The 23,613-nt window shown below is 69.7% G+C and carries 20 protein-coding genes and 1 pseudogene; 15 read left to right on the top strand and 6 right to left on the bottom strand.

Going from position 1 to position 23,613, the window contains the following annotated elements:
- Positions 1 to 61 precede the first annotated feature (61 nt).
- Positions 62 to 2,548, top strand: coding sequence for an EAL domain-containing protein (locus BW996_RS07875; RefSeq protein ID WP_162178003.1), 2,487 nt, complete (start codon positions 62 to 64; stop codon positions 2,546 to 2,548).
- Between the two features lie 10 nt (positions 2,549 to 2,558).
- On the opposite strand, the pseudogene BW996_RS22090 reads toward BW996_RS07875, so the two are convergent.
- The 3 genes and pseudogenes from BW996_RS22090 to BW996_RS07885 form a co-directional block, all read right to left on the bottom strand.
- A pseudogene (locus tag BW996_RS22090) lies at positions 2,559 to 4,469 on the bottom strand (ExeM/NucH family extracellular endonuclease); the annotation flags it as partial.
- A gap of 120 nt (positions 4,470 to 4,589) precedes the next feature.
- Positions 4,590 to 4,718 carry a hypothetical protein gene (locus BW996_RS22380; protein ID WP_259373313.1) on the bottom strand — a complete coding sequence of 43 codons (129 nt, stop codon included), beginning with the start codon at positions 4,716 to 4,718 and terminating at the stop codon, positions 4,590 to 4,592.
- 137 nt (positions 4,719 to 4,855) lie between these two features.
- Positions 4,856 to 6,778 (bottom strand): PhoX family protein, encoded by a 1,923-nt coding sequence (locus BW996_RS07885; RefSeq protein ID WP_139330801.1) that lies wholly within the window; start codon positions 6,776 to 6,778, stop codon positions 4,856 to 4,858.
- Positions 6,779 to 6,971: 193 nt separating this feature from the next.
- Between BW996_RS07885 and BW996_RS07890 the strand changes: the two genes are divergently transcribed.
- From BW996_RS07890 to BW996_RS07935, 10 genes are all read left to right on the top strand, one after another.
- A complete protein-coding gene (locus BW996_RS07890; protein ID WP_037484645.1) occupies positions 6,972 to 7,361 on the top strand; it encodes a DUF2946 family protein in 390 nt (129 codons plus the stop codon).
- Between the two features lie 219 nt (positions 7,362 to 7,580).
- Entirely contained in the window at positions 7,581 to 9,671 is a 2,091-nt protein-coding gene (locus BW996_RS07895) for a TonB-dependent receptor (RefSeq protein WP_051632195.1), read from the top strand.
- A complete protein-coding gene (locus tag BW996_RS07900) occupies positions 9,668 to 10,834 on the top strand; it encodes a PepSY-associated TM helix domain-containing protein (RefSeq protein ID WP_037484647.1) in 1,167 nt (388 codons plus the stop codon). Before BW996_RS07895 ends, BW996_RS07900 begins: the two co-directional genes overlap by 4 nt.
- 12 nt (positions 10,835 to 10,846) lie before the next feature.
- The gene (locus tag BW996_RS07905; protein WP_081838256.1) at positions 10,847 to 11,881 is read left to right on the top strand and encodes an MbnP family copper-binding protein; all 1,035 of its coding nucleotides are present in this window, start codon (positions 10,847 to 10,849) and stop codon (positions 11,879 to 11,881) included.
- Complete coding sequence (locus BW996_RS07910; RefSeq protein ID WP_037484649.1) at positions 11,878 to 13,071, top strand: methanobactin export MATE transporter MbnM; 1,194 nt, start codon at positions 11,878 to 11,880, stop codon at positions 13,069 to 13,071. Before BW996_RS07905 ends, BW996_RS07910 begins: the two co-directional genes overlap by 4 nt.
- A gap of 8 nt (positions 13,072 to 13,079) precedes the next feature.
- Positions 13,080 to 14,351, top strand: coding sequence for a TonB-dependent receptor (locus BW996_RS07915; protein ID WP_139330795.1), 1,272 nt, complete (start codon positions 13,080 to 13,082; stop codon positions 14,349 to 14,351).
- 18 nt (positions 14,352 to 14,369) lie between these two features.
- Complete coding sequence (locus BW996_RS07920) at positions 14,370 to 15,092, top strand: copper chaperone PCu(A)C (RefSeq protein WP_310732049.1); 723 nt, start codon at positions 14,370 to 14,372, stop codon at positions 15,090 to 15,092.
- 33 nt (positions 15,093 to 15,125) lie between these two features.
- Positions 15,126 to 15,545, top strand: coding sequence for a DUF2946 domain-containing protein (locus BW996_RS07925; RefSeq protein WP_051632198.1), 420 nt, complete (start codon positions 15,126 to 15,128; stop codon positions 15,543 to 15,545).
- Between the two features lie 158 nt (positions 15,546 to 15,703).
- Positions 15,704 to 16,015, top strand: coding sequence for a hypothetical protein (locus BW996_RS07930; protein WP_037484654.1), 312 nt, complete (start codon positions 15,704 to 15,706; stop codon positions 16,013 to 16,015).
- Between the two features lie 107 nt (positions 16,016 to 16,122).
- The gene (locus BW996_RS07935) at positions 16,123 to 16,638 is read left to right on the top strand and encodes a Crp/Fnr family transcriptional regulator (RefSeq protein WP_139330796.1); all 516 of its coding nucleotides are present in this window, start codon (positions 16,123 to 16,125) and stop codon (positions 16,636 to 16,638) included.
- Here the strand turns inward: BW996_RS07935 and hppD are convergent.
- The 3 genes from hppD to BW996_RS07950 form a co-directional block, all read right to left on the bottom strand.
- Entirely contained in the window at positions 16,571 to 17,638 is a 1,068-nt protein-coding gene (hppD, locus tag BW996_RS07940; RefSeq protein ID WP_037484659.1) for a 4-hydroxyphenylpyruvate dioxygenase, read from the bottom strand. The genes BW996_RS07935 and hppD overlap by 68 nt on opposite strands.
- A 360-nt stretch (positions 17,639 to 17,998) precedes the next feature.
- The gene (locus BW996_RS07945; RefSeq protein WP_037484662.1) at positions 17,999 to 18,730 is read right to left on the bottom strand and encodes a FadR/GntR family transcriptional regulator; all 732 of its coding nucleotides are present in this window, start codon (positions 18,728 to 18,730) and stop codon (positions 17,999 to 18,001) included.
- Positions 18,731 to 18,762: 32 nt separating this feature from the next.
- Positions 18,763 to 19,839, bottom strand: coding sequence for a LacI family DNA-binding transcriptional regulator (locus BW996_RS07950; protein ID WP_051632199.1), 1,077 nt, complete (start codon positions 19,837 to 19,839; stop codon positions 18,763 to 18,765).
- A 164-nt stretch (positions 19,840 to 20,003) separates the two neighbouring features.
- Here BW996_RS07950 and BW996_RS07955 point away from each other — a divergent pair, with 164 nt between their 5' ends.
- The 4 genes from BW996_RS07955 to BW996_RS07970 are packed head-to-tail and all read left to right on the top strand — an operon-like array spanning position 20,004 to position 23,613.
- Positions 20,004 to 20,972 carry a TRAP transporter substrate-binding protein gene (locus tag BW996_RS07955; RefSeq protein WP_037484665.1) on the top strand — a complete coding sequence of 323 codons (969 nt, stop codon included), beginning with the start codon at positions 20,004 to 20,006 and terminating at the stop codon, positions 20,970 to 20,972.
- A gap of 16 nt (positions 20,973 to 20,988) precedes the next feature.
- Positions 20,989 to 21,477: a TRAP transporter small permease gene (locus tag BW996_RS07960; protein ID WP_037484667.1), complete on the top strand. Its 489-nt coding sequence runs from the start codon at positions 20,989 to 20,991 to the stop codon at positions 21,475 to 21,477.
- The gene (locus BW996_RS07965; RefSeq protein WP_037484669.1) at positions 21,468 to 22,760 is read left to right on the top strand and encodes a TRAP transporter large permease; all 1,293 of its coding nucleotides are present in this window, start codon (positions 21,468 to 21,470) and stop codon (positions 22,758 to 22,760) included. Before BW996_RS07960 ends, BW996_RS07965 begins: the two co-directional genes overlap by 10 nt.
- A gap of 22 nt (positions 22,761 to 22,782) precedes the next feature.
- On the top strand, positions 22,783 to 23,613 hold the full coding sequence (locus BW996_RS07970; RefSeq protein WP_175619099.1) for an NAD-dependent epimerase/dehydratase family protein: 831 nt from the start codon (positions 22,783 to 22,785) through the stop codon (positions 23,611 to 23,613).

Raw genomic sequence — 23,613 nt, forward strand, 5'->3', positions numbered from 1 at the left:
TCTGCCCAGCCTTTTCTTTCACGCGCTTGCCACCTCGCTCCTCTGGCTGCTCGGGGGCCTGATGGCGTCAGTGCCTGCGCTGGCGTCCACCCCGGTCGATCTTTCGTCCTGGCCGGACCACAGCCTCGATCTGACCGAGTCGATGCAGGTGCTGCAGCAGCCGGCTGCAGCGGTTTCGGCAGATGCCGCCGTGCTGGGTCAGCCCGGGTGGCGTCCTGCCACGCTGGCGCAGCGTGACGGGCTCTGGAAGAACGCCACCGTCTGGCTGACCGGCCTGCTCACGAATGCGTCGGCGCAGCCTCAGCACCGGCTGATCGTGATGCGAGGCTGGCGCATCGCGGATCTGCAGATGCAGGTGCTCGATCCGGCCTCCGGCCAGATCCTGCAACAGCAGAAGGGGGGGCTGGAGCGGCCTCAGCCTTTGGCCGCGTTCGCCGGAACCGATCTGGTGCTGCCACTGACGCTGGCTCCCGGCGAGACGGTGCGCCTGCTTCTGCGGCTTCAGGACCGCAATGTGCCCCCGACGGTCGTGAAGGCGTGGCCGGAGTCCCTCTACAGGCAGCACGAGGCCAGCTCGATGCTGCTCGAGACGGTCACGGTCACCGCGGCGGCAGTCCTGGGCCTGCTGATGCTGTCGACGAGACGGTCTCGCTTCTGCCTGCTGGGCGGCTGGGTGCTGGCGGTGGCTGTCTTCGACGCGGCGTTCCGGGGGCAGCTCTGGGCTCATCTGCTGCGTGACCACCGTGACTGGCTGCTTCCGCTGATCGCCTTGTCGGGGGCGCTGACCAGCCTGCTGTTCTCCCTGGCCTCGCTGCGGCTGCTGAGGCTGTGCCACCGCGAAGGCTGGAGCGGTGCGCTGCTGCTGACCGGCATGCTGGCGGTGCTGTGCGCGCTGGCCGTGCCGATGGTCGACAACTATGCCCAGCCGCTCCGGGCCGTCAACCTGCTGGTGATGCTCGGCGTGCTGCTCTGGCCGCTGGCGATCTGGCGTCGTCCGCTCGTGCGGCCCGAGCTGCGTGCCATCCAGATCAGCCTGACGCTGTGCTTCGTCGGCATGCAGAGCTACCTGCTGCTGATGCACAGCCACAGCTGGCTGCCCGTCACACCGGACCTGCTCAAGACCCTGGCCTGGATCGATTACATGGCGATGCTCTGTGCACTGCACATCTGTGCCGTCAGCTGGCAGGTCGACCGCCGTCGCCGCCATCTGGAGCTCGAGTTCCTGGCCCTGAACGATGCGCTGACCGGCCTGCCCAACCGGGTGCAGGGCATCGAGCAGCTGCAGCAGGCCCTGCGCTCGGCCGAGGCGAGCCGATCCGGATCGGGTGTGGGCGTGCTCTGCATGGACCTCGATGGCTTCAAGCAGATCAACGACACCTACGGTCATGCCCTGGGCGATCAGCTGCTGTGCGCGGTGGCCCGGCGGCTCGCGGACCAGGTCGGGCACCGGGGCATGGTGTGCCGGCTCTCCGGTGACGAGTTCATGGTGGTGATCACGCAGGCGGGTCCGGCGGGCGAGCACGCGCTGCATCTGGCCGCCCAGCTGGCCCGGCATGTCGAGCAGCCCTTCGACCTGGACGGGCGGGTCATTCCTGCGGCCATGTCGATCGGGGTGGCCTGCTCGCCGCAGCACGGTCGCCGCGCCGAGCTGCTGATGCGCCATGCCGACGCCGCGCTCTATGAAGCCAAGCGTGCCGGTCGGCGCCAGCCCTGCCTGTTCTCTCCGCCGATGCTGGCGCGCCTGACCGAGCACGAGCGCATTCGCTCCGCCCTGCATCAGGCGCTCCAGGCGCTGCCGGGCGGGTTCTCTCTGCTGTACCAGCCTCAGCGCTGCCTGGCCGGTGGTCGGATCGTGGCGGTGGAGGCGCTGCTGCGCTGGCGCCCGAGCGCCGAGGCGTCGGAGATCGGTCCGGACCGATTCATCCCGGTGGCCGAGGAAAGCGGCCTGATCGGGCCCTTGGGGGAGTGGGTGCTCAACGAAGCCTGTCGTCAGGCGCTGTCCTGGCCGGATCTGGTGATGTCGGTCAATGTGTCCTCGGTCCAGTTCAGGATGGCGGACTTTCCTCAGCAGGTTCGCCGCACCCTGGCCCGCAGTGGCCTGCCGGCCCAGCGCCTGGAGCTGGAGCTGACCGAGTCGGTGCTGATCGGCCACGAGGACGAGGCCCCGCGCTGGCTGACCGAGCTGCGCGCCATGGGCGTGCGCCTGGCGATCGACGACTTCGGCACAGGCTACTCCAGCCTGTCCTACCTGCACCGCTTTCCGGTGCATCGGCTGAAGATCGACCGCAGCTTCATGCGGCAGATGGAGTCGGTCGATCCTGTGGGCGAGGCTGCGCTGGTGGCCTCCATCCTGCAGATCGCCCGCCAGCTCGGGCTGGAGACGGTGGCCGAGGGGGTGGAGTCGCCCGCCACGCTGGCGCGGCTGACCCTGATGGGCTGCGATGCGGTGCAGGGCCATGCGATCGCACGGCCGATGCCCGCCGAGGCGATGGGCCGCTGGCTCGAGGCGCAGTCGGCCCGGCCACTGGTGGCTGACGCGAGCGCCTGAGCCGCAGATCGATCAGCACCGGATCATGATCGGAGCTGCGGAACTCGTCGGCCGCGTACAGCGAGGCCTGCAGGCCGGCGCTCTTGAAGTTGATGTTGTAGTCCAGCGCGGCCGGCTCGTCGGCGTTGATCGCCCAGTGCTGCGCCCGCACCACCTGTGCCGCCATCGAAGCGCTGGCCAGCGCATGGTCCAGATAGCCCCAGCGGCCGTCGAAGGCATGGCTGGAGGCCTGGGCGCCCTCGTCGCGAGCGATCAGATCGGTCCAGCCGCTGGCGGTGAAGGCGGTGACCGCCTCCTCGCGGGCATAGGCGTTGAGGTCGCCGATCACCAGCAGGTCGGCCTCGCCGGTGGCGGTCGGATCGGTGGCCAGCCACTGGCGCAGCGCGACCGCGGCGCGACGGCGCACCTGGGCGCATTCGCCCTGGCCGTCGCCGGCGTCCGGCGTGTCGCAGGCGCTGCCCTTGCTCTTGAGGTGACTGACCGCGACGACGAAGCGCGCGCCGTCGGTCTGCTCGAAGGCCTGCGCCAGTGCCGGGCGGTTGCGCTCGCTGGCATCGCCGCCGCGCACGAACTCGGCGCTGTCGAGCACCGCGGTGCGGCCGACCGGCTTCACCCGGGCCGGGCGATAGATCAGCGCGACCTTGATCGCGTCGCTGCCGAGGCGGTTGGGCGTGCCCAGCCGTGCATCGACATCCAGCGCGGCCCAGGTGCCGGGCGCACTGGCGGCATCGAGTGCGTCGACCAGCGCCCGCAGCGCGCTGCCCAGCCCGTGCCCGTCGTTCTCGATCTCGATCAGGCCGACCACGTCGGCATTCATGCGACCGATCGCCGCCACCGTCTTGGCCCGCTGGCGTGGGTATTCGATCGCGAACTGGGCGGCCTGGGCGGCCGCGCCGCTGACATCGGAGCCCGCGCCGCGACAGGCCATGCTCGTGCCACCGACACCGCCGGTGCAGCCGGCGACGTTGTCGAAGAAGTTGAGCACGTTGAACGAGGCCACGCGCAGCGTGCCCTGGGATGGTGGCGCATGGGTCGGGCGCGGATTCGTCGGCTGGAAGGCCGGCAGGCTGCCGCCGAGCGCGCCGATCGGGCGCACGCGCCAGGCATTGCCGCTGGCGCTCGCACCGGCCCAGGTCCAGGTCATGACGCCGACCACGCCGCTGACACTGTCGCCGCCGCGCAGGGTGTTGGTGGCCGACAGCGGCAGGCCGCCGCGGGCGAACAGGATCGGGTCGTCGTTCTGGGCGTTGCGCGCATCGTCGAGGATCAGCCGGTCGAGCTGCTGCGCCTGCAGCAGCGCCTGTGCGGCCGCGCCGGGCGGATGGGTCTGGGTCGGCTGGATCTGGCGGCCGGCCGAGCTCAGCAGCACCTGGCCGAAGCGCGCCAGCTGGTAGTGCTCGGTGACCTGCAGCGTCTGGGGCAGCCGCACCAGCATGCCCTCGAGGCGCTCGGCCTCGTCGGCGCTGGCGAAGGGCAGTCGCAGGTCGGTCGGCGCGACCGTGCCGCTGCCGCAGGCCACCAGCGTGCCGGCCTGCGCGGAGAGCTGGGTCTGGCCCTGGAATTCCGACACCGTGCCGGTCACCCGCACTCGCTGGCCGACGCTGACCTCGTCGCGGTCGGCGTTGAAGACGAAGATCGCGTCCGAGGTGGCGGCGTCGCCGTCGCCCTGCTCGTCCTGCAGGTAGAAGCCGCGCAGGGCCGGCGACGGTCCCTCGAAGTCGCCGACGACGATGCCCTGGACGGTGACGGTCGCGCCGGCCAGAGCGGTGGCGGCACCCCGGCCCTGGATCGCCGGTGCGGCGGTGAAGGGGGAGGCGCAGGCGGCCGACTGCGCCACGGCCGGCAGCGTGGCGGCCGACAGCAGCAGCGCGGGCCAGGCCAGGCGCAGGCCGGTCGCGAGGCAACGAGCAAGCGGTTTCATGCGCACATCCTGGTGGAAGCCTGTGGCAAGAATCGGATGGGCTCAGGCTGGGCAGCGTCCGTGAGCTTCGGTGATCCGTGCAGACTTCAGATCGGCCCGAGCGCCCGGGCCATCAGGGGCTCAGGTCATCAGCCCGAACAGCAGCGTGCAGGCCAGGGCCAGCAGCTGCAGGCCCAGGACCGAGCCCCGGAACGCGAACACGGAACGGGCTGGCCGGTTGCGGCGGGCGGTGACAGGCAGCGTGGACATCGCGGACTCCTGATTCCTGGGGCACGGTGACAGGATCTCACGATCGGCCCTGGCGGTGACAGGCGCGTGAAGACCGCGGGACGGCGCGATGACGCACCGCCGGCTGCGCTTCAGTCCGTCCGGAAATCCGCATCGCCTCAGCTTCCGATCACGCCGCCGTCGTCCTTGCGGATCACCACGGTGGCCGAGCGCGGCCGGCCGGCGCCGTCGGGCCAGCGCGAGAGCTTCATCGGGTCGGCCGGATCGCTGCGCTCGCTGGGCGATTCGCCCGGGTGCTGGATGTTGACGAACATCGTGCGCAGGTCGGGTGTCATCACCACACCGGTCACCTCGCAGCCGGCCGGGCCGAGCAGGAAGCGGCGGATCTCGCCCTGGGTGGGGTCGCAGGCCAGCATCTGGTTGTTGGGCAGGTTGGCATAGTCGCCCTTGCCCAGCGTCGAGGTCGACACGTCGGTCTGGATCCACATCGTGCCGCGCGGGTCGATCCACAGGCCGTCGGGGCTGCCGAAGGTGTCGCCGCGGATGTTGCCCCGGGCGTCGGCACGCGCCAGCGTGGCGTCGCCTGCCAGCACGAAGTGGTTCCAGGCGAAGCGGCGCGCGTCGAGATCGCCGTCTTCCTTCCAGCGGATGATGTGTCCCATCGTGTTGTTGGCGCGCGGGTTGGCCGCGTCCACCGCCGGCTGGTTGTTGCCGCCGCGGCTGGAGTTGTTGGTCAGCGTGCAGTAGACCTCCTTGCTCACCGGGTCGACGGCAGTCCATTCCGGGCGGTCCATCTTCGTCGCGCCGAGCCGGTCGCTGGCCTGGCGTGCCTTGATCAGCACCTCGCCCTGGTCGGCGAAGCCCTGAGCCGCGGTGAGCGGACCCTGGCCATGCACCAGCGGCAGCCATTCGCCGCGGCCGTCGGCATCGAAGCGGGCCACGAACAGCGTGCCGTGGTCGAGCAGCTCGCGGTTGGCGGCTGCGCCGCCCGGCTTCATCGCGTCGCGGCTGACGAACTTGTAGAGGTACTCGAAGCGCGCATCCTCGCCCATGTAGACGACGGCGCGGCCGTCGGCGGTCAGCGCGAGCGCTGCGCCTTCGTGTGCGGCACGGCCCAGCGCGGTGCGCTTGATCGGCGTGGATGTCGGGTCGGCCGGATCGATCTCGACCACCCAGCCGAAGCGGTTGAACTCGTTCGGATGCCGGCTGGCGTCGAAGCGCTCCTCATGCTCGTGCCAGCGGTAGGCGGCGCCATTGCCTTTCTTCAGGCCCCAGCGCTTCTGGTGCGCGTCGGGCTGCTCGGGGCCCTCGAAGTAGTTGACGAAGTTCTCCTCGCAGGTCAGGTAGGTGCCCCACGGGGTGGCGCCGTTGCCGCAGTTGTTGAGCGTGCCCAGCACGGTGCGTCCGGCCGGGTCGGCGGCGGTGCGCATCAGCGCATGGCCGGCGGCCGGACCGGTCAGCGCCATCGGGGTGGCCGCGGTGATGCGGCGTGCGTACCGCGACGGCGACACCACCGACCAGGCCGCGCCCTGACGCTGCACCTCGACCACCGACACGCCGTGCGCGGCGATCGACTTGGCGACCTTCTCGGCCGACCAGGTCTTCATGCCGTCGGCGTGCAGCAGCCCATCGTCGACATACTCGTGGTTCATCGCCAGCAGGCCGCGTGCCGAGCCGTCGGCGCCGCTGCCGAGCGGGAAATAGTGGATGCCGTCGTGGTGCATGCCGGCCTGCAGCGCCTGCTCGGCCGCGGTGTTGCTGGCGTCCAGGCGGAAGGCGGGCTGGCCGGCGGTCGCGCCGACCGGATCGCCCCAGCGGTACAGCACCGAGGCGGTGTAGCCCGCAGGCACCACTACCTGGTCGACCGCGCGCATCGGCACCGAGGCGAAGCCGATGCCGCGGCCGGCCGATGCCGCGCCCAGACCCAGGCTGGCGCAGCCCCCCAGACCGCCGAGCAGGCCGGCGGCCACGCCGCCCAGGCCGCCGCGCAGCAGCAGGCGGCGGGTCGGGCTGGACATCTCGTGAATGCTGGGGTTGGTGCTGCGGTTGGAGTCTTCCATCCGCGAAAAGTCCTTGGCCATCGTGTCCTCGCAGTCAGCGTCGCTGGGCGACAGAGTGATGCGGCACATCGTGAACACGGGTCATGAAAGTGTCATGACATGACGCGATGGCGCACGGGTGCGCCAAGGCTCGAGATTTTCCCTGAATGTGGGCATCCGGCAACATCGTGACGGGATCATGAAGTTTCATGTCCGATTTCACTATCATCGCTGGATGATCTTCTGGCGTCGTCACAGCTTCCGTCTCGTCAGCGCGGCCATCGCGCTGCTGATGATGGTCGCGCTGGCGCCGACGCTGTCGCGCCTGCTGGCCGCCGCCGATCCGGTGCGCGCGGCGATGCTGGCCGAGATCTGCTCGGCCACGATGCCGGCATCCTCGCGCACCGATGCCGGCGCGATCGGCATGACGGACGCTGCCGGCGGCAACCACTGCCCGGCCTGCCTGAGCCCGGCCCTGGGCGCCTTGCTCCCCGAGCCGGACCGCCGCGCCGACTACCGCCTGCTCGAGCCCCTGCCTGTGCCGGTGCTGCGCATCGACTTCGTGCCGGATGCGGCGGCACATCACCCTCCTCTGCCCGCCCGGGCCCCGCCTGCGCTCGTCTGAGCGCGAACTGATCCGACGCATTCACGCCAGCGCGCACCATCGAGCGTGCCGCGCCATGGCCGCAGCACGCCCGCGGCGGCGGCTGCACATCCGTCGATCGTTCTCCATCCCGCCTGAATCCTGCTCTGGCCGCACCTGCACGGTGTAGCCCGGCTTGCGCTCGTCCGGCCTTCGTTCCGGTCGCGACGGGCTGCCGCTTTTTCTTGCGAATTTCCGTTCATGCCTGCCATCACATTCACCATCTCGCCGGTGCCGTTCCAGAAGAAAACGCTGCCGTGGCTGTGCGCGCTGATGCTGCTGCCGCCAGTGGCTGCAGCGCAGGCGCAGGACCCCGCCGCGGCCACGGCCGAGGCGGCCACGCCGCGCTTCGACATCGGCCGCATCGACGTGCGCTCGGCACGCCGCCCTGCGCTGTCGGCCCGGCAGCTGCTGACCTCGGTCGACACGCTGCACCGCGACGTGATCGAGCCCCAGCCGGTGCAGACCACCTGGGAGCTGTTCAGCCTGGTGCCCGGGGCACTGCTGACCCCCTTCCAGCAGGGCACCACATCCGGCAAGGTCTCGCTGCGTGGCTTCAACGGCGAAGGCGAGGTCAACGCGGTCAAGCTGCTGATCGATGGGGTACCGGCCAACAGCCACAACGGCAACATGCCCTACATCGACAGCGTCTTTCCGCTTGAGCTGGAGTCGGTCGAGGTGGTGCGAGGCACCAGCGATGCCCGTCACGGCCTGCATGCGATCGCCGGCAGCATCGACCTGCGCACCCGCCAGGGCGGCCAGGGCAGCACGGTTCGACTGGGGGGGGGCTCGTTCGGACAGCGCAGCGTGGAGCTGGCGCATGCCGGTGCCCTGTCGGCTGACGGTGTCAGCCTGAATCTCTTTGCAGGTCGCAAGACCTCGGACGGCTGGCGAGACCATGCCGCATCGACGCGCCAGGCGCTGTCGCTTCGCCTCGGCCATGCCGGCGACGGCTGGACCCGCAGCCTGAGCCTGCGCTACTTCGAGCATGAGGCCGACGAGCCGGGCTATCTCGTGCGCAGCGTGGCGCAGAGCGCGCCGTCGAGTTCTCCCGCCTATGTCGCCACGGACGGCGGCCGTCGCCACACCGTGCAGGCGGCGGTGCAGCTCGAGGGGGCGCTCTCGCCCGAGCTCAGCTCGAGCAGCCGCTTCCATGTCAACCGCTTCTCGGATGATCGCTGGGTGCGCTTCTCGGCCTCGGTCTCCCAGCAGGAGCGCCTGACCAGCGAGACCCAGGTGGGCGCCGCCACCACGCTGAGCTGGCGTCCACGGATGCTGGCGAGCCGTGCCGGTCTGCATGATCTGGCGCTGCAGGGCGGCATCGACATCGAGTCGCAGGACAACATCAGCCAGCGCTACGCCACCGTCGAGCGGGTGCGCGGCACCCAGACGCGCGATCAGGCCTACACCCTGCATGTCGCTGGCGTGCATGCCCAGGCGCTGGTGCAGCCCACGCCCGCGCTGCGGCTGGTGCCGGGCTGGCGACTGGACCGGGTGGCTGGCCATTTCACCAATCGCCTGACTGGTGTCGAGTCACCGGTCAACGACTACGGCACCATCAGTCAGCCCAAGATGAGCCTGCTCTGGCAGGTGCAGCCGCAGCTTGCTTTGCATGCCAACTGGGGGCGTACCTTCCAGATCGGCACCGAGGCGGCCGCCTACAAGATCCCGCCGCGCCAGGCTGACCTGAAGCCCTCGATCAACGAGGGCTGGGAGGCGGGCCTGCGCTTCACCCCGGACGAGGCGACCACGCTGCGCCTTGCGGTGTGGCAGCAGACCGCCACCGACGAGGTGCGCCGGCGCCTGAACGATCCGAGCGGCGATTCCGACAACATCGGCGCCACCCGCCGCCGTGGCGCCGACCTGCAGCTGCGCCTGCTGCCCGCCGCGACGCTGGAGCTGTGGAGCGCGCTGACGCTGCAGAAGGCGATCATCGTCACCCCCGACCCGTCGGCGCCGGCCACCCAGGGCAAGGAGATCGACCATGTGCCGCGCCGCATGGTGCAGGCTGGCGTGAACTGGATGCCGAACGAGGTCTGGCGCCTGTCGGCCGAGCTGCAGTCGCAGGGCGACTACTTCCTGGAGCGCACCAACAGCACCGGCCGCTTCGGTGGCTTCACCGTGCTGAACCTGGGCACGAGCTGGCAGTTCTCGCCGCGGCTGCGGCTGGAAGCCTGGGTGCGCAACGCCACCGACCGCCGCACCGAATATGTCTGGCATGACGGCACGCAGTCGCTGCATTCGCCGGGCGCACCACGCAGCGTGTCGTTCGCGCTGCGGAGCGATCTGTGAGCGCGGTCTCGCCACGCGCGCGCCGCGTGTGGCTGCAGATCCACAAGCTGCTGGGTCTGGCGCTGGGGCTGTGGTTCCTGCTGATGGGCGTGACCGGCAGCCTGCTGGTCTATTACCGCGGCCTGGATGCCCTGCTCGATGCCCGGCTGCGCGAGCAGCCCGGCGTGAGCGCGCCCGCGAAGATCGCCGAGGTGCACCGCACGCTGGTCGCGGCCCATCCGCAGCGCGGCACCGGCTGGCGCATCGAGGTGCCGTCTCGGCCAGGCGAGCCGGTCACCGCCCGCTTTCTCAAGCCGGTCGAGACGCAGGGCGCCTACTTTGCGCCGCTGCTGGCCACCACCGACCCGAGTGGCCGCACGCTGCTCGCCAACCGCTTCTGGGGCCAGACCCCGGGCACCTGGATCTACGACCTGCATTTCTCGCTGCTCGGCGGCGAGCTGGGCGTGAAGGTGGTGGGCTGGGGCGGCGTGGCGCTGGCGGTCTCGCTGATCAGCGGTCTGGTGATCTGGTGGCCGGCCCGCGGGCGTTGGCGCCAGGCACTGCGGCTGCGCCGGGGCGTGTCCACGGTGCGGCGGGTCTACGACCTGCACACCGTCTTCGGCGCGCTTGGTGCAGTGCTGCTGCTGATCCTGGCCCTGACCGGCTCGGCTCTGGCGCTGCCGGACTGGGTCAAGCCGATGATCGCCAGCGTCTCGCCGCTGACGCCGATGCCCCGACCCGCCGTGCCGCCCCCCACGGAGACGGCGGGTCCGCGACTGGATGCCGACGCCGTCATCGCGCGGGCGGTGCAGGCCTTCCCTGGTGCCCAGGTGCTCTGGATCGACACGCCGGCCACCGACGGCGGGCTTTACCGCATCCGGCTGCGCCAGCCCGGCGAGCCCGGAGACCGTTTTCCCGACACCCTCGTCTGGATCGAGGCCAGCCGCGGCGAGATCGTGGCCCGCCGCGATCCGCGCCATTTCAGCGCTGGCGACACCGTCTGGCAGTGGATGCATCCGCTGCACAGCGGCGAGGGCTTCGGCCCGGTCGGCCGCTTGCTCGTCTGCCTGTGCGGCGTGCTGCCGGTGCTGCTCGCCGTGACCGGTCTGTGGCGCTGGCTGGACAAGCGCCGGGCGCGCCGCCGAACGGCGGCCCGTCAGATTCTTCTCCACCCCGTTTCTTGAAAGACCTTTTCCATGACACCGTTCCATCGCTCCGCCCCGACCCTGCTGAAGCTGTCTCCTCTGGCCCTTGCCGCATTGCTCGGCGCCTGCGGCGGTGGCAGTGACGACACGGGCAGCACCACGGCTCCTGCTGCGACCACCCAGTCGGTCGCGATCGACTTCGCCGCCACCGTCGGCTCCACCGTGCTGAACATTGGCGACTGCGCCAGCACCACCGTCAGCGGCGTGGCCACCCGCAATGGCGTCGCGGTCGATGCCCGCCTGACCGACCTGCGCTTCTATGTCTCGAACCTGAAGCTGCTCAAGGCCGACGGCACCGCGGTGGCGGTCACGCTCGACGAAAGCATCTGGCAGGCCAAGGCCGGCGACGACACCATCGCGCTGATCGACTTCGAGAACGGCACCTGCACCAACAACAGCGGCGGCACGGGCGGCACCAACACCCGCATCACCGGCAGCGTGCCGGCGGGCAGCTATGTCGGCGCGGTCTTCACGCTGGGCGTGCCTTCGTCGTGGAACCACAGCAACCCGGCGCTGGCCACCACCCCGAAGCCGATCGACAGCAGCGTGCCCGGCATGGCCTGGTCCTGGCAGGCCGGCCGCAAGTTCACCAAGATCGAGCTGAGCCCCGTCAACGCCACCACGCCTGACACCTACACCGGCGGCGTGCAGATCATCAATGCCGATGGCACCCAGGCCACCACCACCACGGCCGGCGTGACGACCGCGACCGCCAACACCAGCGTCTTCCCGTATCACCTCGGCTCCACCGGCTGCGTCGCCGATGCGGCCGCCACCGGCACCGGCGGCTATACCTGCACCAGCCCGAACCAGTTCGATGTGCGAGTGGCAGCCTTCAACCCGACCAGCCAGCGCCTGACCGTCGACCTGCAGGCCCTGTTCGCGGGCAACAACGTGACGCAGAACACCACTGGCACCGCGGGCGGATGCATGTCCTCGGCCAGCGATCCGCAGTGCACCGCGATGTTCACCATGCTGGACGGCGTGAAGTCGGGCGGCACGGTCTTCCGCGCGATCGCGAAATGATCGCCGCAGGCCGCCGTCTCCTTGCGGCCTGCGCCGCCCCGCTTGCACTGGCCGCAGCCCTGGCGACAGGGTTGCTGGGCGGCTGCTGCGGCGGCGGCACGCAGGCGACCGACACCGGACTGAGCACCGGATCCTGGACCTGGCGGCTGCCTGCCGGCTTTCCGGTGCCGGTGGTGCCCGCCGACAACCCGATGAGCGAGGCCAAGGTCGAACTCGGACGCCATCTCTTTCATGACAGGCGCCTGTCCGGCAATGGCACGCAGGCCTGCGCGAGCTGCCATCTGCAGTCGCTGGCCTTCACCGACGGCCGGGCCACTTCGCTGGGCTCGACCGGCGAAGCCCATCCGCGCAACGCCCAGCCGCTGGCCAATGTCGCCTACAGCCCGCTGCTGACCTGGGCGAACTTCTCGCTGACCTCGCTGGAGCAGCAGATGCTGGCGCCGCTGTTCGGCGACAACCCGGTCGAGATGGGCGTGACCGACCGCAACCAGGCCGAGGTGCTGGCGCGTCTGCGCCAGGATCCCGACTACCGCAGCCGCTTCGCCCAGGTGTTTCCCGGCCAGGCCGAGCCGATCCAGTGGGACAGCGTCATCAAGGCCATCGCAGCCTTCCAGCGCTCGATCATCTCGGGCAACAGCCGCTTCGACCGGGCCCAGCGCGGCGAGCTGCTGCTCAGCGCGGCCGAGACCCGCGGCATGAACCTGTTCAACGGCGAGAAGGCGGAGTGCTTCCACTGCCACGGCAGCTTCAACTTCAACGATCAGGTCAATCACCTCGGGCTGCGTCTGGTCGACACGCCTTTCCACAACACCGGTCTCTACAACATCGACGGCCGGGGTGGATTTCCGGCACCCAACCGCGGCCTCTTCGAGCTCAGCGGCAAGGCCGAGGACATGGGCCGGTTCCGCGCGCAGACGCTGCGCAATGTCGCGGTGACCGCACCCTACATGCATGACGGCTCGATCGCGACGCTCGAGGAGGTGCTCGACTTCTACGCCGCCGGCGGCCGGGTGATCGCCAGCGGCCCGCACGCGGGCGACGGCCGTGCCAACCCCTACCGCAGCGATCTGGTAGGCGCCATCGCGCTGACCGCGCAGGACAAGGCCGACCTGGTGGCCTTCCTGCGCACGCTGACCGACGAGAACCTGCTGACGGACCCGGCCTATGCCGATCCGTTTGCCTCACGATGAGAACGACGATGCCCCGAAGCCCGATGCGGACCAGCTGGCCACGGCCGGCATGGCTGGCTGGCGCCCTGCTGCTGTCGCTGGCCGGTGCGCAGGCACACGAGCGCGAGTCCGACGAGGCGCTGGAGGCGCCCGGATGGAGCGTGCGTGCGGCCGCGGCCCTGTCGGCCATGGCCGCCCGCGAGGCCTGGCCCGTGGCCCGCCGCTCCGGCGTGCTTGGCAGTGGCATGACGCTCGACGAGCAGCGTGGCCTGCGCCTCGAGCATGCGACGGTCGGTGCGGCGCTGCGGCTGGATCCGACCGACATGACGCGGCTGCAGGCCAGCGTCGACATCGGCCGCCATGGCGATGGCACGACCCATGTGGAGACCGCCCGGCTCGACGGGCAGCGCGAGCTGGCCTCCGGTGCCCGCATCGGCCTGCGCGCCGGGCGCATGACTGTGCCGCTGGGCAGCATGATCGACACGGCGGGTCACCTGGACCGCTTCGCGCAGATGCCGCTGGTGCGCCAGGCGGTGTCGGATGGTGACTGGATCGACGATGGCGTGGTGCTGCACTGGCAGGGCGATGTGCATGGCCCGGACGATGCGACGGTGCTCGAGCGGATCGAGGTCGGCGGCTGGCGGGCCCAGGCCCTGCCCGGCTCGGCCGAGAGCGGCATTGCGCCCGGACTGCAGCTTCGGCTGCGCCGGGGCGACTGGCGCCTGGAGGCCGGTGCGATCCATCTGCAGCCGCGCAACCGCGGTGCCCATGCGGCCAGCACCCGCAGCGGCCACACCCACGCCGCCCCCGACTGCAGCCGCAGCCTGATCGGCGTGACCTGCTTCGATGGCCGCAGCACGGTGGCATCGGTCAGCCTGCGCTGGCAGCCGGACGCCAGCCCGCTGGGGCTGACGCTGGCCACGATGGCGCAGCGCGAGCGCGGCCAGCTTGCCTCCGCCAGCGGCACGGCCGACTACCGTGGCCTCGTCACCGGAGGCTGGATCGAGGCCGACTGGCAGGTCCGCCCGGACTGGACGCTTGCGCTGCGCGCCGAGCGGCTGGCCAGCGACCACCGCCTGATCGGGCCTGGTGCGACCGGCGTGGCGGCCGATGCCGCGCTGACGCCGAACCAGCCAGCCTGGCGGCTGGCCGTGTCGGCCGGCTGGACACCGGCTCCAGGCTGGCAACTGCTGGCCGAGACCGGCACCGAACGCGCCGAGCCGGCGGCCGGTCGTCGTCCGGTCTGGGCGGGGCTGCGGCTGATCTGGCAAGGCCGGCACACCGCCGAGCTTCCTTTCTGAAGTTGCATCCGACAGTTCATGGAGACCGAGATGGCCCCTCTTTTTGTCCTGAAGCGTGCGCTGCGGCGCCAGGATGAGCACACGTGCTGTGCACCCGGACCGCTGCCGCCGACCTTCGCGGGCGTGGTCATGATCTCCGGGAAAGACCCGCACGGCCTTGCGGTCACTGATTCACTCACCTTCGCACCCCTTCCCCATGGAGGACAGACCGATCTGTCCCATACTTTTCAGCAACAACCTGAGGAAAGACGAATGTCCCTGAAGCACTCTCTTCGCGCCCTCGTGGCCTGCACCGCGCTGTTCACGGCCACCGGCGCCGCACTCGCCCAGGTCACCGTCAAGGATCCCTGGGTCCGCGCCACCGTTGCCCAGCAGAAGGCCACCGGCGCCTTCATGCAGATCACCAGCACCGAACCGGTGCGGCTGGTCGAGGCGAAATCCGCTGCTGCGAAGATCGTCGAGATCCATGAGATGCGCATGGAGGGTGACCGGATGATGATGAAGGCGATCGACGCGCTGGACATCGTCCCGGGCCGGGCCCTGGAGCTCAAGCCGGGCAGCTATCACGTCATGCTGATCGACGTGGTCAAGCCGGTGAATGCCGGCGACAAGGTGCCGCTGACGCTGGTGATCGAGGGCCGCGACGGCAAGCGCAGCGCAGTGGAGGTGAGCGCCGAGGCCCGGGCGATGAACGCGGCCCGGCCGGCTGCAGCCGCCCCCGAGCACAAGCATCAGCACTGAAGTCGCTGACTGCGCCGGACGACCGACCTCCAGATGCACTGGCGAATCCACCGACGCCTGATCAGCAGCATCGCCATCCTGGCGGTGCTGCTGAACGCGCTGGTGCCCTCGCTGTCGCAGGCCTTCGCGGCAAGCCACCGCTCCAGCCAGGACCGGGCGGGCGGCTGGGTCGAAATCTGCGCGTCCAATGGCGCCGTCTGGATTCTGCAGGCTCCGGACGGCCGAGTCCTTGAACAGACATCCACTCGGCCGGACGATGTTCCTGGGCCGCTGCACGAAGCCTGCGCCTACTGCCTGACGCATGCCGGGTCCTTCGGCCTGCTGCCGGTGGCTGGCCTGCCCGGTGTGTCCGCTCAAGCGGTGGGCGCGGCGCCGTTCTTCTTTTTCTCGACCTTCTCTGACGACGAGCCGGGCTGGATCCGGCCCGCTCCGCGCGCTCCTCCGTGCCGTTGAACTGAGCATCACCCGCACGCCGTGGCGATCTGCCCGGCGCTGTGGTCCCGATGTCTTGTTCCCTGATCCCGATGCCCTCGCGACCTGTCTTCCGGCTCCGCTCCGGCAGACCGGTCCGGGCCTTCTCGATTCACGGTCCGTTCTCCGGGAGTAGCGCCATGCCGCGCATCCGTCTCTTCATCGCCGCCCATCTGGCGGCCGTCCTGTCTCTCTACGCGCTGGCCGTGCACATCGGCGACGGCTGGGCCAGTCCCCCGATGCCGGCCCTGGCCGGGTCGTCAGCCGTCGTGGCTCGCCAGCCGGACCGCAGCCCGGATCCTTCATTCTCGTCTGCGCTGCTGGCGGCACCTGACCCCGCGGACACCCTTCGCACGGCCGACCATGACCTGGTGCGCCGATCAGCCCTTCAGGATCTGCAGTCCCCCTGGGACCGCGATCAGCACGCCAACGCCCTCATCTCCGGAAAGTGACGATGCACACCCACACCCCTACCCGAACTGCTGAGGCCCCGCTGTCGTGGTGTGGCACGGACCGCGATCTGTACAGGCGAGGCGAACAGATCATTCGGCCCGGCCGGATGAGCATGCCGATGGTGGTGGTCTCCGGCGCGATGAGGCTGGACCTGCCTGGCGAGGACGACAGTGCCATCACGCTGGCCCTGCCCGGCGATCTGCTGGGTGTCGAGGTGCTGTTGGGTCAGCTGCCTCGCAGCCGGGGCGTGGCCTTGGTGGCCACCGAGGTGGCGCTGCTCGGCCCCGTGCCTCAGGACCAGTGGCTTGCGCTGCTGGGACGGCAGCTGCTGTCCGCGCGGCAGCGCCAGATGCACCTGGCACGACTGCGGCACGGCGCCGCTGCAGACCGTGTCGAGACCCTGCTGGGTCTGCTCGAGGGGGTGCAGCTGCCCCGGCTCACCGACATCGCGGCCCTGACCGACCTGGCGCCCGAGACGGTGTCACGGCACCTGTCCGGGCGCCGTCGCGCCTTGCAGGACCTGCCGAGCGGACAGGTCCCGGGCAGAGTCGCGGTCAGTCCGCCGTCTGCAGCGTGCCGCGGCGCATCTGGTCGCGCTCCAGCGACTCGAACAGCGCCTTGAAGTTGCCCTCGCCGAAGCCCTCGTCGCGCTTGCGCTGGATGAACTCGAAGAAGACCGGCCCGAGCAGCGGCTGGCTGAAGATCTGCAGCAGCAGGCGCGGCGTGCCGCCGGCGGTGTAGCCGTCGAGCAGGATGCCGCGCGTCTGCAGCGCGTCCACCGGCTCGCCGTGGCCGGGCAAGCGCTCGGCGAGCATCTCGTAGTAGACCGCGTTGGGTGCGCTCATCAGCGGCACGCCGGCCATCTGCAGCGCGTCCACCGTCGCGATCAGGTCGTCGCAGAGCAGCGCCACATGCTGGATGCCCTCGCCGTTGAACTGCATCAGGAACTCCTCGATCTGGCCGCCGCCCTGGCGCGCCTCCTCGTTGAGCGGGATGCGGATCAGGCCGTCGGGCGCGGTCATCGCCTTCGAGGTCAGGCCGGTGTACTCGCCCTGGATGTCGAAGTAGCGGATCTCGCGGAAGTTGAACAGGTGCTCGTAGAAATGCGCCCAGTAGGCCATGCGGCCGCGGTAGACGTTGTGCGTGAGGTGGTCGATCAGGCGCAGGCCGTGGCCGACCGGGCGGCGCTTCGCGGCATCCTCGAATTCGGGCAGGAACTCGAAGTCGATGTCGTAGATGGACTTGCCGTCCTCGAAGCGGTCGATCAGGTAGAGCGGCGCGCCGCCGATGCCCTTGATGGCCGGCAGGCGCAGCTCCATCGGGCCGGTCGGGATCTCCACCGGCTGTGCGCCCAGCTCCAGCGCCCGGGCATAGGCGCGGTGTGCGTCCTTCACGCGGAAGGCCAGGCCGCAGGCGCTGGGGCCGTGCTCGGCGGCGAAGTAGGTCGCCAGGCTCCTGGGCTCGCGGTTGACGATGAAGTTGATCTCGCCCTGGCGGTAGAGCACCACGTCCTTGGAGCGGTGGCGGGCGACGAGCGAGAAGCCCATTCGCTCGAACAGCGGCTCGAGCACGCCGGCGGTCGGCGCGGCGAACTCGACGAACTCGAAGCCGCACAGGCCCATCGGGTTGTCGAACAGGTCGGTACGGGGGGAGGACAGGGGCGTAGTAACGGAAACGGGAGCGGAAACGGTCGGGTCAGCCATGACAGGCTCCTTCGGCGGAGGTCGGGACGTGCAGGGGCGAACGCGAACGCGCGGGCCGCATCGGCCGCGTCGATCACGACGACGGGAACAAGGACAGGGGGAAGCCGCGAGGGCGGCTCAGGCGCACGAAGGCGGCGAGCACGGCACGCCGCGCACGCTGCGGGCGAGGTGATCACCGATGACCAGCTGGAAGCAGCCGTCGAAACCGTGAAGGCGGAAAGGCATGGGCTGAATCTAGTCGATCCGGCAGGGGCTGCCTAGAGGGCTGACCAGCAGGGCTCAGGCACCGCCCATGCGCCGGCGGCGCTCACGGCTGTTGGCCAGATGGGTGCGCATGGCCGCGCGTGCGGCCTCCGGGTCGCTGGCGGCGATCGCGTCGCAGATGCTGTCGTGCTCGGCGTTGACCCGGCGCAGGTAGTGGCGCCGCTCCTGCTCCTGTTCCGGCGTGCTCTGCCCGTCCAGGCGCGAGCGCGGGATGATGGTGCGTCCCAGCGTGCCGATCAGCTCGGCGAAGTGATGGTTGCCGGTGGCGCGAGCGATCGCCAGGTGGAAGTGGAAGTCGGCCTCGACCGCGTCGCGGCCGGCCTCGATCGCGGCGGTGACCTCGGCCAGCGCGGCGCGCATCGCGGTCAGGTCGGCCTCGGTGCGGCGCTGCGCGGCCAGCGCGGCCGCTTCGGTCTCCACCCCGATGCGCAGCTCCAGCATCGCGATGACATCGTGCAGCGTGGCGACCTGCTCGGGCGCGATGCGAAAGCCCGGTGCCTCGCCCAGACCGAGCACGAAGGTGCCGATGCCGTGGCGCGTCTCGACCAGGCCGCTGGCCTGCAGCCGCGAGATGGCCTCGCGCACCACGGTGCGACTGACGGCGAACTCGGCCATGATCGCCGCCTCGGTGGGCAGCTTGGTGCCGGGGGGGAGCTGGCCGTCGCGGATGCGCTCGCCGATCGACGCGACCAGTTCGAGCGCGAGGGTGCGGGGGCGGCGGCGTTCGGCGGGCGGGTGCAGCGACATGGGTTCGGAGATGGACGGAAAAACGGTCGACTTTACCGCGTGCGGCCCTCGCCTCGGCTGACAGCCGGGCGGCCGAGCGTCGAGCCGCGCACGATCACCCGCGCGGCGATCAGCTCATGGCCGCTTCTGGCGGCCGGATCGCCGCCGATGCGCGCGATCAGCCGGCGCATCGCGCGCTCGCCGGTCTGCTCGCTGCCGCTGTCGACGGTGGTCAGCGCCGGGCTGGTGTAGCGGCCGTAGACGATGTTGTCGAAGCCAGCGATCGAGACGTCGTGGGGCACGGCCAGGCCCAGTGCCTGCGCCTGGCCGAGCAGGCCCAGCGCGATCAGGTCGTTGTAGGCCACCACCGCGTCGGGTGCGTCCGCGCTCAGCAGCACTTCGGAGGCGATGCGCTCGCCCTCGTCGGCGCTGGCCTCGTTCACATCATGGCGGTGCAGCTCGGCCCCGCTGCCCTCGAAGGCCTGCTGCAGCCCGAGCCAGCGCTCCTGGCTCCAGCGGGCGCCGGAGAATCCCACATAGCGCAGGCGCCGATGGCCGAGCTCGCGCAGGTGGCGACCGAGCATCGCGGCGGCGGCGCGGTTGTCGATGCCGACGCTGCTGCAGTCCTGCTGCGCCGGCGGCCCGCCGTAGTAGACCACCGGCATGTCCGAGGCACCCAGCCAGGCCCGCGCCTCGTCCGACAGCCGCGCGCTGACGATCAGGCCGTCGACCCGCCGGCTCAGCGCCTGCAGCGTCGGCAGCTCCGGCGCCAGACCCTCGGCGATGTCGGCGAACAGCAGGTTCAGCTCCGCCTCGGCCGCCGGGCGCGAGGCGCCGCGGATCAGGCTGGTGAAGTGCGGGTTGCGCACATCCAGCACCACGATGCCGACGTTGCCGGTGCGGCCGGTGATCATGCCGCGCGCCATCGGGTTGGAGCTGTAGCCCAGATCACGCACCGCCTGCGCCACCCGCTCCTCCACTTCACGGGTGAAGCGCTGGCCGCCGTTGAGGAACTTCGACACCGTCGCGGTCGACACGCCGGCCGCCTGGGCGACATCGCGGATCGTCGAGGCACGGCGGCGTCCGGCCCCCTCGGGCGCGGCGATGGGCGTTCTGGAATTCACTGTCATGACGCAGATTCTATCGTCCAGGTAAAACGTTTATTCCCCGCACATGACAGGATACGTTCCTAGTGAATACCCTTGCAACGATTTGCTTGACCCTCATGGAAGGTTAAACGTTTAATCACTGGTACGACATCCGACCATTGCGACACTGACCTGAGGAGACAAGCATGTCCAGACTGAATGCCGTTCTTGCTGCCGCCGCGCTGGCCGCACTGACCCCGCTGGCCCAGGCGGTCGACTTCCGCTCGGCCGACATCCACAACTCCGACGACTATCCGACCGTGGCGGCCGTCAGGCACATGGGCCAGCTGCTCGAGCAGAAGAGCGGCGGCAAGCACAAGATCAAGGTCTTCAACAAGGGGGCGCTGGGCACCGAGAAGGAGACGATCGACCAGCTCAAGATCGGTGCGCTGGAAATGGCCCGCGTCAACATCAGTCCGATGAACGGCATCTGTCAGAAGACCCTGGTACCCACCATGCCCTTCCTGTTCAGCTCGATCGAACAGATGCGTCGCACGCTCGACGGCGTGGTCGGCGAGGAGATCCTGAAGTCCTGCGAGGAGCAGGGCTTCGTCGGTCTGGCCTTCTACGACTCGGGTGCGCGCTCGCTCTACGCCAAGAAGCCGATCCGCACGGTCGCCGACGTCAAGGGCATGAAGGTGCGCGTGCAGCAGTCGGACCTGTGGGTGGCGCTGGTCGGCGCGATGGGGGGCAACGCCACGCCGATGCCCTTCGGCGAGGTCTACACCGGCCTGAAGACCGGCCTGATCGACGCGGCCGAGAACAACGTTCCTTCGTACGACAGCGTCAAGCACTACGAATCGGCCAAGTACTACTCGAAGACCGAGCACTCGATGGCGCCCGAGATGCTGCTGATGTCGAAGATCGTCTGGGACAAGCTGCCCAAGGCCGATCAGGACCTGGTGCGTGCCGCAGCCAAGGAGTCGGTCGCCTTCCAGCGCCGCAAGTGGGACGAGCAGGAGGCGAAGTCGCTGGCTGCGGTCAAGGCCGGCGGCGCCGAGATCATCGAGGTCGACAAGAAGTCCTTCCAGGCGGTGATGGGCCCGGTCTACGACAAGTTCATGACCACGCCCGACCTCAAGCGCCTGGTCAAGGCCATCCAGGACAGCAAGTAAGGCGAGGCGCAGGACCATGTACACCAAGTTCTGCGCCGGGCTGTCCCGGCTCAGCCTGATGCTGGCGGTCGCCGGCCTGATCGCCGTGGTGCTGTGCGTGCAGTACCAGGTGATCGGTCGCTACGTCTTCAACGACACCCCGACCTGGGCCGAGGCGCTGTCGATGCTGCTGGTGCTGTTCGTCACCGCGTTCGGGCTGGCGGTGGGCGTGCGCGATGCCGGCCACATCGGGCTCGAATCGATGGTGGCGCTGCTGCCGCAGGTCTGGCGTCATCGCATCGAGCTGCTCATCCACGCGCTCGTCGGTCTGTTCGGTGCGCTGATGGTGCACGGCGGGTGGCGCTGGATGGCGGCCAAGTGGGGCGAGAAGAAGCCGATGCTGCCGGTGCCTGACGGCATCGACTATCTGCCACTGGTCATCGCCGGCGTGCTGATCGTGCTGTTCTCGATCGAGCACATCATCGCGCTGCTGCGCGGAGAGGACGTGGTGCCCGCATGGAACTGACCATTCTCGCGGTGAGCTTCACCGTGCTGCTGCTGCTGGGCGTGCCGGTGGCCTTCGCCATCGGCCTGTCGTCGGTGGCGACGATCCTGGCGGCGGGCCTGCCGATCGCCGTCGTCTTCCAGAAGATGGTCGGCGGCATGCAGGTCTTCAGCTTCCTGGCCATTCCCTTCTTCGTCTTCGCGGGCGAGCTGATGCTCTACGGCGGCATCGCCGAGCGCATCGTGCGCTTCGCCAACAGCCTGGTTGGCCATGTGAAGGGCGGCCTGGGCATGAGCAACGTGCTGGGCTGCACCATCTTCGGCGGCGTGGCCGGCTCGCCGCTGGCGGACGTGTCCGCGATCGGCTCGGTGATGATCCCGCTGATGAAGAAGGACGGCTACGACGCCGACTATGCGGTCAACGTCACCACCCACGCGGCGCTGGTCGGCGCCATCATGCCGACCTCGCACAACCTCATCATCTTCACGCTGGCGACGTCGGGCATCGCCTCGGTCAGCGTGCTGAGCCTGATGCTGGCCGGGCTGGTGCCCGCCATCCTGCTGACGCTGTGCAATCTGGCAGCAGCCTACTGGGTGGCGGTCAAGCGCGGCTATCCGGTGCGGCCGGGCGGCTTCGGCGGTTGGGCGGCGGTGCTGGCGGCCTTCCTGGCCTCGCTGCCGGGGCTGCTGGTGGTGGTGATCATTCTCGGTGGCATCCTGTCGGGCGCGTTCACCGCGACCGAGTCGGCCTCGATCGCGGTGGCCTGGGCCCTGCTGATCACGACGCTGGTCTACAAATCGCTCACCTGGGACAACTTCCTCAAGGCCTGCGCCAAGGCGTGCAAGACCACTGGCGTGGTGCTGCTGCTGATCGGCATCTCGGCGGCCTTCGGCTACTTCATGGCCCTCTACGAGGTGCCGCAGAAGACGGGCGAGCTGATGCAGTCGATCTCGACCGAGCCGTGGGTGATCTTCCTGATGATCAACCTGCTGCTGTTCGTGCTGGGCACCTTCCTGGACATGGCCGCGACCATCCTGATCTGCACGCCGATCTTCCTGCCCATCGCGATGCAGTTCGGCATGGACCCGGTGCAGTTCGGGATCATCATGCTCATCAACTGCGCGCTCGGCCTCAACACCCCGCCGGTGGGCTCGGTGCAGTTCGTCGGCTGCGCCATCGGCGGCATCTCGGTCGGGCAGGTGATGCGCACCATCGGGCCGTTCTACGGCGCGCTGGCGGTGTGTCTGCTGCTGGTGACCTATGTGCCGGCCTTCTCGCTGTGGCTGCCCGGCCTCTTCAAGTGATCGCGTCCCAGGAATTCCCCCGATGCTGAGTTGTCCTGTTTCCCCGATCCGCTTCGGCCGGATCCTGCTGACCGGTGCGGCCGGCTATCTCGGCCGCGAGATGCGCCCTCGCCTGAAGGCCTACTGCGACCAGCTGCGCCTGAGCGACCGCGAGCCGATGGCTCCGGCCACCGAGGGCGAGGAGACGATCGTCGCCGACCTGGCCGACCGCGCTGCGGTGCTTGCGTTGCTCGAGGGCGTCGATGCGGTCGTGCATCTCGGCGGCGTCTCGACCGAGCAGACCTGGGAGGCCATTCTCGACGGCAACATCGTCGGCATGGTCAACCTCTATGAAGCCGCGCGCCGCCATGGCGTCCGGCGCATCGTCTTCGCCAGCTCCAACCATGTCACCGGCTTCTATCGCCAGGACGAGGTCATCAGCCCGCGCGACCCGGTGCGCCCGGACGGCTTCTACGGCCTGTCCAAGGCCTTCGGCGAGAACCTGGCCCAGCTCTACTGGGACCGTCACGGCATCGAGACCGTCAGCATCCGCATCGGCTCCTCGCTGCCGGCACCGACCACGCGGCGCATGCTGGCCACCTGGCTGAGCCTGGACGACACCGAACGGCTGATCGTCACGGGGCTGACCGCGCCGGTCGTGCGCCACACCGTCGTCTACGGCATGAGCGACAACGCCACGAGCTGGTGGGACAACACCTCGGCCCGTCATCTCGGCTACCGTCCGCAGGATCGCTCCGAGGTGTTCCGGCATCAGCTCGAAGCCGCCCAGCCGGTGCTGGACCGCGACGATCCGGCCGTCGTTCACCAGGGCGGCAAGTTCGTCCAGGACGGTCCCTTCTTCCGGGGCGAGTGA

Source organism: Sphaerotilus natans, assembly GCF_900156335.1.
In the GTDB taxonomy this organism is placed as follows: domain Bacteria; phylum Pseudomonadota; class Gammaproteobacteria; order Burkholderiales; family Burkholderiaceae_C; genus Sphaerotilus; species Sphaerotilus natans.

Excerpts from the sequence above, each read along its gene's own strand:
- BW996_RS07910 (WP_037484649.1), top strand. The coding sequence starts at position 11,878 with ATGATCGCCGCAGGCCGCCGTCTCCTTGCGGCCTGCGCCGCCCCGCTT.
- BW996_RS07920 (WP_310732049.1), top strand. The coding sequence starts at position 14,370 with ATGGAGACCGAGATGGCCCCTCTTTTTGTCCTGAAGCGTGCGCTGCGG.
- BW996_RS07915 (WP_139330795.1), top strand. The coding sequence starts at position 13,080 with ATGCCCCGAAGCCCGATGCGGACCAGCTGGCCACGGCCGGCATGGCTG.
- BW996_RS07885 (WP_139330801.1), bottom strand. The coding sequence starts at position 6,778 with ATGGCCAAGGACTTTTCGCGGATGGAAGACTCCAACCGCAGCACCAAC.
- BW996_RS07895 (WP_051632195.1), top strand. The coding sequence starts at position 7,581 with ATGCCTGCCATCACATTCACCATCTCGCCGGTGCCGTTCCAGAAGAAA.
- BW996_RS07875 (WP_162178003.1), top strand. The coding sequence starts at position 62 with ATGGCGTCAGTGCCTGCGCTGGCGTCCACCCCGGTCGATCTTTCGTCC.
- hppD (WP_037484659.1), bottom strand. The coding sequence starts at position 17,638 with ATGGGCCTGTGCGGCTTCGAGTTCGTCGAGTTCGCCGCGCCGACCGCC.
- BW996_RS07970 (WP_175619099.1), top strand. The coding sequence starts at position 22,783 with ATGCTGAGTTGTCCTGTTTCCCCGATCCGCTTCGGCCGGATCCTGCTG.
- BW996_RS07905 (WP_081838256.1), top strand. The coding sequence starts at position 10,847 with ATGACACCGTTCCATCGCTCCGCCCCGACCCTGCTGAAGCTGTCTCCT.
- BW996_RS07925 (WP_051632198.1), top strand. The coding sequence starts at position 15,126 with ATGCACTGGCGAATCCACCGACGCCTGATCAGCAGCATCGCCATCCTG.
- BW996_RS07945 (WP_037484662.1), bottom strand. The coding sequence starts at position 18,730 with ATGTCGCTGCACCCGCCCGCCGAACGCCGCCGCCCCCGCACCCTCGCG.
- BW996_RS07950 (WP_051632199.1), bottom strand. The coding sequence starts at position 19,839 with ATGACAGTGAATTCCAGAACGCCCATCGCCGCGCCCGAGGGGGCCGGA.
- BW996_RS22380 (WP_259373313.1), bottom strand. The coding sequence starts at position 4,718 with ATGTCCACGCTGCCTGTCACCGCCCGCCGCAACCGGCCAGCCCGTTCC.
- BW996_RS07960 (WP_037484667.1), top strand. The coding sequence starts at position 20,989 with ATGTACACCAAGTTCTGCGCCGGGCTGTCCCGGCTCAGCCTGATGCTG.
- BW996_RS07890 (WP_037484645.1), top strand. The coding sequence starts at position 6,972 with ATGATCTTCTGGCGTCGTCACAGCTTCCGTCTCGTCAGCGCGGCCATC.
- BW996_RS07930 (WP_037484654.1), top strand. The coding sequence starts at position 15,704 with ATGCCGCGCATCCGTCTCTTCATCGCCGCCCATCTGGCGGCCGTCCTG.
- BW996_RS07965 (WP_037484669.1), top strand. The coding sequence starts at position 21,468 with ATGGAACTGACCATTCTCGCGGTGAGCTTCACCGTGCTGCTGCTGCTG.
- BW996_RS07955 (WP_037484665.1), top strand. The coding sequence starts at position 20,004 with ATGTCCAGACTGAATGCCGTTCTTGCTGCCGCCGCGCTGGCCGCACTG.
- BW996_RS07935 (WP_139330796.1), top strand. The coding sequence starts at position 16,123 with ATGAGCATGCCGATGGTGGTGGTCTCCGGCGCGATGAGGCTGGACCTG.